This is a genomic window from Streptomyces fildesensis, from assembly GCF_016107395.1.
GTDB lineage: Bacteria > Actinomycetota > Actinomycetes > Streptomycetales > Streptomycetaceae > Actinacidiphila > Actinacidiphila fildesensis.
In genome coordinates this window covers 49,995-59,463 of record NZ_JAAIKO010000047.1, presented here as the reverse complement: position 1 = coordinate 59,463, position 9,469 = coordinate 49,995, and the positions used below count along the sequence as shown (strand labels likewise).

Here is a 9,469-nt window from a genome sequence, read left to right as displayed (position 1 = left end):
CAGATGCCACTACCAACGCCGAGGCCACCACCCCCACATGCGGTTGCAGTATTAAGAGCTGGTCCGCAGATGGATGGCTCGCGCAGGATGTGAGGCCGCAACCGGCTCACATCCTGGAGATCGCATGCGCACTCATCTCGCAGCTGCCCTCGGCACCGTCGTGCTGACCGCGGGCACCTTGCTGGGCGCTCCCGCCGCCGGCGCTCACACCGCCGCCTACCCCTCCACCGATTTCGAAGTCACTGTCGGGAACACATGGACGAAGGGGACTGTGACGTGGCTGAACCGGTCGGTCGTGGTGACGGGGACACACAAGTCGGTGAGCTCGGCCGGCCTGGCGTACTGCCGGCTCACCTGGGCGTACACCTACAACGCCGCCGACACCGTGCAGCTGGGCTCGAACGACTCCAAGCCCGTCGATACGGCGTGCGGTACGTCCAAGAACTTGGTTCTGTCGACGATCTTGTGATGCGGACGCTTCAGCGGGTCGTGTCGGTCGTTCGCGATCATGCATCGCGTGCTCTCGTGATGTGCTCTTGGAGCTGTTCCCGTACCTATCCGCATTGTTGATCGAGGAGGTCGAGAGACAGCCGGACAAGATCATGCTCAGGGCGCGTGTGCGGGCGATGACCGCGGTCTGCCGGTGCGGTGAGAGTTCGGCGCGGGTGCATGGTCGGTACGTCCGTAGGTTGCGTGACGTGGCGGCGGGTGGTCTCGGTGTCGTGATTGAGTTATCCATACGCCGCTTCCGCTGCGAGAACGCTGCCTGTCCGGCCGTGACGTTCGCCGAGCAGATCACGGGGCTGACGACTCCGCACAGCCGTTACACCCCTTTGCTGCGCGGGGTGTTGGCTCAAGTCGGCCTGGCCCTGGCGGGCCGGGCGGGAGTCCGTCTGGCGACGCTGATCGGCATCACCGTGGGCAAGGACACGCTGCTGCGTCTGGTCAGGGCCCTGCCAGAGCCGCATGCCGGCGACGTGGAGGTGCTGGGTGTTGCCGATTTCGCCTTCCGTAAGGGCCGCCAGTACGGCACGTTGCTGATCGACATGGCCACCCACCGGCCGCTTCATCTCTACGACGGTCGTGATGGCGAGGACCTGGCAGCCTGGCTCCGCGGCCATCCCGAGGTGAAGGTCATCTGCAGAGACCGCTCCAGTGGATACGGCGAGGGCGCGCGGATCGGGGCACCGCAGGCCGAGCAAGTCGCCGACCGCTATCACCTGTGGGCCAACCTCGGCCAGGCCGTCGAGAAGAGCGTGAACGCCCACCGCTCCCGCCTGGCCCAACCGCCTTCCGAACCTGCTGACACACGCGACGCGCGGGAGGAACAGCCTGAGGTGGTCCAGCCGCCGGTGGAGCTGAGGATCGTGACCCGGCTGCGTGAACAGCACGCCGCCGCCCACGAGCTGTGGGAACAGGGGATGTCGAAAGCGGCGATCGGGCGGAAGCTTGGGCTGCACCAGGCCACTGTCCGCAAGCTTGTCGACGCCCACTCCGCCGATGATGTCGTCGCCAAGAGCCTGCAGCGGGCACACACCGTCGACCCTTACGTCGGCCACCTGCACCGGCGCTGGAACGAAGGTGTCAGAAACGCCGCCCAGCTCTACCGGGAGATCCAGGACCTCGGCTACCCCGGAGGCGAGTTGGCGGTCCAGCGTCACCTGCGGCGCTATCGGACCGGGCGCGGACATGCGCCCGCCGCGGGGCCCAAGCCTCCGTCGGTCCGCAAGGTCACCTCCTGGATCATGACCCACCCCGAACACCTGCGGGATGAGGACGCGAGCAACCTGCACCGGCTTCGAGAGCGCGATCCTGAGCTGGACCGGCTGACTCTCCACGTCAGGAAGTTCGCCGTGATGATGACCGGACGCCACGGCGACCGTCTCGAGAGCTGGATCGCGGGCACCGAGCAGGACACACTGGCCCCGCTCGCGTCTTTCGCCCGAAACCTCCGCCGGGACCTTGACGCCGTCCGCAACGGCCTGTCCCTGCACTACAGTTCCGGCGCCGTCGAGGGCAACGTTAACCGGCTGAAAATGCTGAAGCGCCAGATGTACGGCCGGGCCGGCCTCGATCTCCTTCGCAAACGAGTCCTGCTCGCGCGATGAGCTTTGACCACTCACATCACAAGATCGTCGACAGAACCAAGAACTTCACCTTCACCGTGCCGGCCAATGTCGTCGGCGGAGCCGGGCTCGTGCGGGTCTGCCTCGATGACGGCAATTACAAGGACCTGCTCTGCCACCCCTACAGGCGGCCCTGACCCGTCCGACCGGTCGGACGGTGACGTCGTCGCAACAACCCCATGCCGGGATCTGCTGCCTCGGTGAGCAGGCTGGGACGCGGTCATGCTGATGCCGCCTCAGGCTCCGGCTCCAACGTGCTGTCCCGTGTTGTGCCGCCGGCCGGGCGGCACAACACGGGACGCGCGGAAGCTCAGCTCGCAGCACGCTGCTTCGCCCTCTTCGCTACGCGGCAGCCGTCATGCGGGCGAATACCACGACATTGCTGTCGTAGTACCTCTTCTTCGGGTCGAACTCACCGCCGCAGGTGACCAGGCGGAGTCCCGCGTAGTCGAGATTCTTGTAGACCTCGAGCGTGGGGAACTTGGCCTTCGGATACTCGGCGACCCGGTCGACCGTGAACGTGGCCTTTCTGCCGTCCTGCCGGGTCACCTCGATGGTGTCGCCGGCCTTCATGGTCTTCAGTTTCGCGAACACCGCCGCCGCACCGTTCCAGGTGACATGGCCGGCGATGACGGCCGGTCCCACGGAGCCGGGTGTCGGACCGGGTTCGTACCAGCCCGCGAGATCGGGGTCCTTGGGGGCCTTCATGACTCCGTCCTTGTCCTGGCGCAGCGTCTCCAGGTTGCTGGAGACGCCGAGGGACGGGATGGTGATCGTCTGCGGCGCCGATCGGGCCAGGGCGGGCGCGGCGTTTCCCGCATTCGATCCGCCCTGCGCTCCGGCCTCCGGCGACGCGCTCTGGGAGCCGCCGGCGGGCGCCTGGCCCTGTACGGCTTTCTGAGCCTGGCGCGCCGGGGGCGCAGCGGCGTCCTGGCCCCCGCACCCGGTCAGCGTCAGTGCGGCGAGGGTGAGGACGGCGGCCAGGCCGGTGACTCCGCGGCCGCGGGGTCGCGCGGTAGCGGCGTCGGGCGCAGGAGGCGCGGTCGGTACGGAGAGGTGAGCGGAGAGGTGAGCGGGCTTCACGCGGCGCTCCTCGAGGACTCCGTCCGGACGCCGGCGAGCGCACGCCGACGCCTCACGACGACCGCCGCGCCGACCGCCGCCACGGACACGGCTGCCGCGCTGCCGGCCAACGCCGTCGGCACCATCGCGCTCTGCGGGTCACCGCCCCCGGTTTCGATACCGCCCACCGGAATGGACCCCACGGACGCGCCCATGACCATTCCGCAGTTGGTCGGAGCCGTGGCCTCCTGAGGGAGCTTCGGGTCGAGCTCGCTCACCCCGGCCCCTTCGAAGTCGTACTTGTCGTTCTTGTTGCGGTCGATGCCGTGCTGCACGATGTGCAGGTCCTTGATGTGGTCGACCACTTCCTTGGAGACGGTGAGCGTCCGCTTGTAGGAGAGCTTGCCCTGCTTGTCGGCGACGGGCATGCGGTCCACGGCGAGACCGCTGGTCGCCAGGGTGTCCCCGGACGTGGTGAGCGAGATGTTGATGTTGCCGTAGTCCACGGTGGCCTCGGTGTTGCTGAGGACCCCGTCGGCGTTGGTGTCGTCGCTGGCGTCCGGGCAGTGGAAGTCATGGCCATTGGTCGAGCCGTGCAGATGCTGGGCCGAGGGCTGTCCGGGCACCATGCCCTCGGACTCGATCTGCACAGTGAGTTTGTTGCCCTTGATGCTGAGCATGGCGGTACCCCGGGAACCGGAGTTGTTCAGCTGCGCCAGGTCGATCTGATAGGCATTGCCGCCCTCCGCGAGAGCTGGCGAGGAGAGTCCCACGGTCAGGAACATGGCGGCAGGCAGGGCGGCGAGTACCACGAGGCGACCGGTGCGCTTGGCTATCACATTCGCTCCTGTTCCGCGGCCCCCGAGGGAGGAACCGCAGATCGTACGGGGGTGACGCGAGATCCCGGGGAGTGGTCTCTCTGCTTCTTCGGAGCCCCAACGCCGTTGGATTGGTGGTTCTTTGAAAAACTTCTGAACGGGCCGTCGGGCAGGGCGCAACCTGCCCGGTGATCCCACTGCGGGGTCCCGCAGCCACCTGCCGTGACGTGCCAGGAGACCGTCGGGGTGCCTCGACCACGATCGTGGTCGAGGCCCCCCGACGGTCTGCGCCGGCCACGACAGCGGGCGCGCGTGCCTCAGTTGAGCTCAGCGCTCGGCCACCAGGACGTAGGCGGCCGTCTGCACGGAGAGTTCGACCGCCTCCGCGCCGCCGCTGACCGTCACGCTGCCGGGCGAGGACATCACGTTCACGACGGCGCCGGGCCGGATCCCGGCGTGCCGCAGGGTGTGCATCAGGTGGGGGTCGGTCTGGATCGTCTCCCCGATGCGCCGTACGACGGCGCTCGTTCCGTTCGGCCCGGGCTCAAGGTCGCTGATGCTGACCATTCTCTCGTCGGGGAAGGGATCCATGGTGCTCGTCCGGCCGAGTTCCTCCAGGCCCGGGATCGGGATGCCATAGGGCGATTTCGTCGGGTACTGGAGCAGTTCCAGGATGCGGCGCTCGGCGGCTTCGCTCATCACGTGTTCCCAACGGCAGGCTTCGGCGTGGACCTGCTCCCATTCCAGCCCGATCACGTCGACGAGAAGGCACTCCGCGAGGCGGTGCTTACGCACCACGCGCATCGCCAGCCGCCGGCCGTGCTCGGTCAGTTCCAGGTGTCGGTCGGCGGCGACATGCAGCAGGTCGTTGCGCTCCATGCGGGCCACGGTCTGGCTGACGGTGGGGCCGCTCTGGTGCAGCCGCTCGGCGATACGGGCGCGCAGGGGGACCAGGCCGTCCTCCTCGAGCTCCAGGATGGTGCGGAGATACTTCTCGGTGGTGTCGATGAGGTGGGTCATGCCGTTGGTCAGGCGGGGGTTTCGGCGGTGGCGGTCAGCACCGCGCGGCCGAGGATGTGGCCGGCCATGGTGAAGCCGAGGACGGCCGGGGTGGCGTCGGCCGCGACGCCGATGGACTCGACGTCGAGGGCGTGCACCACGACGAAGTAGCGGTGCGGGCCGTGTCCGGCCGGCGGTGCGGCGCCGATGAAGCGTGCTGCGCGGGCGTCGTTGGGCAGTTGGAAGGCGCCTTCGGGCAGGCCCGAGCCGGTGTCGCTGCCGACGCCCTCGGGCAGTTCGGTGACGGTTGCGGGGATGTCGGCGACCGCCCAGTGCCAGAACCCGGACCCGGTGGGGGCGTCGGGGTCGTAGACGGTTACGGCGTAGCTCTTGGTGCCGTTCGGGGCGCCGTTCCAGGACAGCTGCGGGGAGACATCCTTCCCACCGGGGACGCCGGCGGAGAACTGCTCGGGCGACCAGGCGCCGCCGTCGGTGACGGCGGTGCTGGCAACAGTGAAGGAGGCCGCCTCAGGGAGGCGGGCGAAGGGGTTGTTGGCGGTTGTCACGTCGTTCCTTTCGGGCCGTTCGGGCCGTGCTGCGGAGTGGCGGCGATGCGGTGTCGACGGAGGGACCGCGGTGCCGCGCAGGAGCACTGCCGTCGGCTCTCATCGCCGATGAATCGACGATAACACTAATAATCGATTATTGAAGGGATCGTCTATGATGAGGCCATGACGCAGACGGCCCACACCTCGACTTCGCCGGGCAAGCAGATGCTCTCCGAGCAGGTCTACACACACCTGCGGGACGCGATCATGCGCGGGGATTACGCCCCGGGTGACGCCCTCAAACCGCAGAGCCTCGCCAAGGAACAGGGCGTGAGCCTGGCCGTCGTACGCGAGTCACTGGTGAGGGTGGTCGGCGAGGGCCTCGCCGACCGGCTGCCGAACCGCGGCTTCGCCGTCCCGGCCTTCTCCGACCGCCGCTGGCAGGAGATCGCGGAAGCCCGCCGGACCATCGAACCGGTCATGTTGCGCATGTCCATCGAGCGCGGCGATGTCGACTGGGAGGCTCGCGTACGAGCGGCCCACCACCGCCTGGCCCGCACCCCGGCATACGTGCCGGGAGAAGGCGAGTACTACAGCGACGCATGGGCCGCGGCCCACCGCGACTTCCACCGCACCCTCCTGGAGGGATGCGGCAACCCGGTCCTGCTGGAGACCTTCGACCGGATGTGGATTGCGAGCGAGCTGGCACGCCGCTGGTCGGCGCACCGTCGACCCGAGCGTGACGGAGCTCCCGAGCATCGCCGGTTGGAGGAGACCGCGCTGGCCCGCGACGCCGACGCCGCAGCCGAGGTACTGACCCAGCACCTCACCATGACGGCGGTCGCACTGACCGACCGCCCCCACCACGAACCCTCGGTTGACGCCTGATGGACTCGCCCACCCGCCGGACGCTCGCAGCCTACGAGCGCTGCTGGAAGAGGCTCGAACATTTCGACTCCGGCCAGTTCGTCGTGCCAGGGGGAACGTCTAGCGGGACGGGACAACCGCACCGTCACACGTAGATCACAGCCGCGTGGGACACACTCTCCGTCATGTCCCCAGCTGTCATCTACGGACCAGGCAGCGGTACTCGCCCGCGCGGCCGTTGGCCCTGAGCCCGTTCATATGGCAGGGCCGGCCTGGGTCGTCATGCCGAGGAAGGACGGGTGCGCAGGCCGTCGATGACGAGATCGAGGATGCGTGCGGCGCGTGCCTGGCTCTCCGGCCCCGGGAGGGATGCGCCACAGCACGCTGAGTTGCAGGAGCACGTCCTCAGGATCGGTCCCGGGTTTCAGGGTGCCTTCGGCGACGCCGGCGGCCAGCAGGACGGCGATGGCACCGAGGAAGGACTCGTAGTTCTCGTCGTCGAGGCCGCCGTTGGCCGCGGCGTGGATCACTTCGGCCACGCCGTATTTGAGTTGTCCGTAGCGGGCGACTTCGTCGAACCAGTGACGCAGGGCCTCCAGCGGTGGGAGCGAGGCCGCAAGGGTGTGCGCCAGGTCGATGACCTTCTGGATCTCCTGGTGGTAGAGCTCGACGATGAGCGCCTCCCGGGTGGGGAAGTGCCGGTAGAGCGTGCCGACGCCGACGCCGGCTTGCTTGGCGATGGCGGTCATCGAAGCGCTGGACGACGCGGCGAACGCCTCGCCCGCGGCAGCGAGGATCCGCGCCCGGTTGGTGACGCGTCCGTACGAGTGGCTCGGGGTGGCGTTGGGTTCACGGGGCCGCCGCAACCGCCACAACACCGACAAGGCCCACCGGATGATGGGCTGGCAGCCCCGGCCCGCCCAGGAGACCGTACTGGACTGTGCCCGCTGCCTTCTGGCCCACGACGCCCTCTGACAGATACGCACCGTCGGCCTTGTGCGCAGCACCTGAGCCGTCGGTCAGCGGGTGTGGCGGCGGACTGCGTCGAGGAGTTGGTCGACGTCGTCGGCGCTGTGGGAGAAAGCGGTGACGAACCGGACGATTCCCGGTTCCCAGCGGTCGTGATAGAAGGCGTAGCCCTCGGCGAGGAGTCCTTCGGTGACCTGCTGGGGCAGACGGCAGAAGAGGATGTTGGCCTGCGGCGTGGCCAGCAGGCCGGTGCCGGGAATGGCTTTGAGGCCGTCGCCGAGCCGGGTGGCCATCGCGTTGGCCTGGCGGGCGTTGTGCAGCCATAGGCCATCGGTGAGGTAGGCGTCGATCTGGGCCGCATGGAAGCGCATCTTGGAGGCGAGCTGGCCGGCCCGCTTGGCGCGGAAGGCGAGCTCGGCGGCGAGCGCGGGGTCGAAGCAGACGATGGCATCGGCCGTCATCGCACCGTTCTTCGTGGCGCCGAACGACAGGACGTCGATGCCGGCCTTCCACGTCATCTCGGCCGGGCCGACGCCGAGATGGTCCAGGGCGTTGGCGAAGCGCGCGCCGTCCATGTGGACGCGCAGTCCCGCGTCCTTGGCGATGGCGGACAGGCGGCGGATCTCCTCCACGGTATAGACGCTGCCGCTCTCGGTGGCCTGACTGATGCTCACCACGGACGGCTGCACGCTGTGCACGTCACCGGCCCGCCGGCCCACCGCCGCCCGCAGCGCTTCCGGGTCCATCTTGCTGTCAATGCCTGGGACACCGACGAGCTTGGCGCCGTTGGTGAAGAACTCCGGAGCGCCGCATTCGTCGGTGTTGATGTGGCTGCCGGGATGGGAGAGCACGCTGCCCCACGGTGGCGTGAGGGCAGCCAAGCTCAGGCCGTTGGCGGCGGACCCGGTGGAGACCGGGAAGACATCGACGTCCCGCTCGAAGATCTCGCCGAGCCTGCGGCGGGCGTTGTCGGTGAAGGGGTCGTTGCCGTACGGCAGGACCTGCCCGACGGCCGCGCCGGCGACGGCCCGGACTATCTGCTCGGATGCCCCGGCCATGTTGTCGCTGATGAACGCACGGCTTGAGGGCGTGATGGCGATGGTGGTGCTCATGAGGGGTGTTCCTTGCTCTCAGGCACTGATGGGGGGTGCGTCTTGGTATCAGGCCCTGATGGGGGGTGTGCCTGGTATCAGGCGCTGATGGGCGAGGCGAAGACGACGGTGATGTCCACTTCCTCGGCGCCAGTGCGGTAGAAGTGCGGTGCGTCCCCGGCGAAGGCGAGCATGTCGCCGGGACCCAGATCCTGCGGGGCGTCGACAGGGCCGGCGGTCACGTGCCCGGTGGCAACGAGCAGGTGCTCGATCGTGCCGGTGGCGTGCGGGACACCGGGCAGCTCCCTCTCGGGTGGAATGCGCAGCCGCCAGATCTCCAGGCTGTTGCCGCTGCTGATGCGGCGCAGCAGTTCCCGGGCGACCTCGCCGGGCTCGGTGTCCGTGCCCGGCCGGAAGACCGGCCCGGTGTCGGCGTCACGTGCCAGCAGGTCGGCGATCGGGATACGCAGGGCGATCGCGATCGCGTCCAGGGTGTCGATCGTCGGATTGCCGTTGCCGGACTCCAGCTGCGACAGCGTGGCCTTGCTCAGCCCGGCGCGCCGGGCCATCTCCGCGGCGCTCATCCCACGCTGCTGGCGGCGCAGGCGGATCTTCGCGCCGACTGCGGCTGCGGTACTGCTCACCGGCTGGCGGCCGGACGGCGGGGGTGTCATCAGCGGCTCCGTTGCGGTGCGGTGCAGGACACGCGGACGGTGCCATCGAGGTGGGCGCGGACCTGTGCGCCGACCCGAATGGCCTCGATTGAATGAACCATGCGTTCACTATACCGAACACTCGACGCAGTATTGAACCCATCGTTCGTTTTAGTGAACGACCCTCACTGCGGGGAGCCGATCGTCCGGTCCGACGAATGGCGAACGCCGCGCGCCGCGGTACCAGCGGCGAGGCCGGCGGGCGCAGCCGGTGGCCGGCGCGACGTCACGGTAAAGGTTGTCGAAGCGGTGGTGCGCCTCCGGCCAGGCGCCGAC

Annotated in this window: 12 protein-coding genes; 5 read left to right on the top strand and 7 right to left on the bottom strand. The window is 68.6% G+C overall.

Going from position 1 to position 9,469, the window contains the following annotated elements:
- Window positions 1-124 precede the first annotated feature (124 nt).
- The 3 genes from C6N31_RS36140 (at window position 125) to C6N31_RS36130 (ending at window position 2,263) form a co-directional block, all read left to right on the top strand.
- Complete coding sequence (locus tag C6N31_RS36140) at window positions 125-469, top strand: hypothetical protein (protein ID WP_138351928.1); 345 nt, start codon at window positions 125-127, stop codon at window positions 467-469.
- A gap of 133 nt (window positions 470-602) precedes the next feature.
- Window positions 603-2,108, top strand: coding sequence for an ISL3 family transposase (locus C6N31_RS36135; RefSeq protein WP_138352080.1), 1,506 nt, complete (start codon window positions 603-605; stop codon window positions 2,106-2,108).
- On the top strand, window positions 2,105-2,263 hold the full coding sequence (locus C6N31_RS36130) for a hypothetical protein (protein WP_187145192.1): 159 nt from the start codon (window positions 2,105-2,107) through the stop codon (window positions 2,261-2,263). The genes C6N31_RS36135 and C6N31_RS36130 overlap by 4 nt, the downstream gene beginning before the upstream one ends.
- Window positions 2,264-2,468: 205 nt before the next feature.
- On the opposite strand, the gene C6N31_RS36125 is transcribed toward C6N31_RS36130, so the two are convergent.
- The 4 genes from C6N31_RS36125 to C6N31_RS36110 form a co-directional block, all read right to left on the bottom strand.
- Window positions 2,469-3,209 (bottom strand): class F sortase, encoded by a 741-nt coding sequence (locus tag C6N31_RS36125; protein WP_244809716.1) that lies wholly within the window; start codon window positions 3,207-3,209, stop codon window positions 2,469-2,471.
- Window positions 3,206-4,027 carry a hypothetical protein gene (locus C6N31_RS36120; RefSeq protein ID WP_138351929.1) on the bottom strand — a complete coding sequence of 274 codons (822 nt, stop codon included), beginning with the start codon at window positions 4,025-4,027 and terminating at the stop codon, window positions 3,206-3,208. Before C6N31_RS36120 ends, C6N31_RS36125 begins: the two co-directional genes overlap by 4 nt.
- A 306-nt stretch (window positions 4,028-4,333) precedes the next feature.
- Window positions 4,334-5,026, bottom strand: a complete 693-nt coding sequence (locus tag C6N31_RS36115; RefSeq protein WP_138351930.1) for an iron-dependent transcriptional repressor DtxR — start codon at window positions 5,024-5,026, stop codon at window positions 4,334-4,336.
- Window positions 5,027-5,034: 8 nt separating this feature from the next.
- Window positions 5,035-5,571, bottom strand: a complete 537-nt coding sequence (locus tag C6N31_RS36110) for a YbhB/YbcL family Raf kinase inhibitor-like protein (RefSeq protein WP_138351931.1) — start codon at window positions 5,569-5,571, stop codon at window positions 5,035-5,037.
- A gap of 165 nt (window positions 5,572-5,736) precedes the next feature.
- Here C6N31_RS36110 and C6N31_RS36105 point away from each other — a divergent pair, with 165 nt between their 5' ends.
- Window positions 5,737-6,441: a GntR family transcriptional regulator gene (locus C6N31_RS36105; RefSeq protein ID WP_198359109.1), complete on the top strand. Its 705-nt coding sequence runs from the start codon at window positions 5,737-5,739 to the stop codon at window positions 6,439-6,441.
- 233 nt (window positions 6,442-6,674) lie between these two features.
- On the opposite strand, the gene C6N31_RS36100 is transcribed toward C6N31_RS36105, so the two are convergent.
- A complete protein-coding gene (locus C6N31_RS36100; protein ID WP_232486078.1) occupies window positions 6,675-7,169 on the bottom strand; it encodes a TetR/AcrR family transcriptional regulator in 495 nt (164 codons plus the stop codon).
- On the opposite strand from C6N31_RS36100, the gene C6N31_RS44545 reads away from it, so the two are divergent.
- A complete protein-coding gene (locus tag C6N31_RS44545; protein ID WP_232486077.1) occupies window positions 7,159-7,395 on the top strand; it encodes a hypothetical protein in 237 nt (78 codons plus the stop codon). The genes C6N31_RS36100 and C6N31_RS44545 overlap by 11 nt on opposite strands.
- A gap of 44 nt (window positions 7,396-7,439) precedes the next feature.
- Here the strand turns inward: C6N31_RS44545 and C6N31_RS36090 are convergent, their stop codons facing one another.
- Both C6N31_RS36090 and C6N31_RS36085 read right to left on the bottom strand, forming a co-directional pair.
- The gene (locus C6N31_RS36090) at window positions 7,440-8,501 is read right to left on the bottom strand and encodes a threonine aldolase family protein (protein ID WP_198359108.1); all 1,062 of its coding nucleotides are present in this window, start codon (window positions 8,499-8,501) and stop codon (window positions 7,440-7,442) included.
- 77 nt (window positions 8,502-8,578) lie between these two features.
- Window positions 8,579-9,154 (bottom strand): helix-turn-helix domain-containing protein, encoded by a 576-nt coding sequence (locus C6N31_RS36085; protein ID WP_198359107.1) that lies wholly within the window; start codon window positions 9,152-9,154, stop codon window positions 8,579-8,581.
- Between the last annotated feature and the right edge of the window lie 315 nt (window positions 9,155-9,469).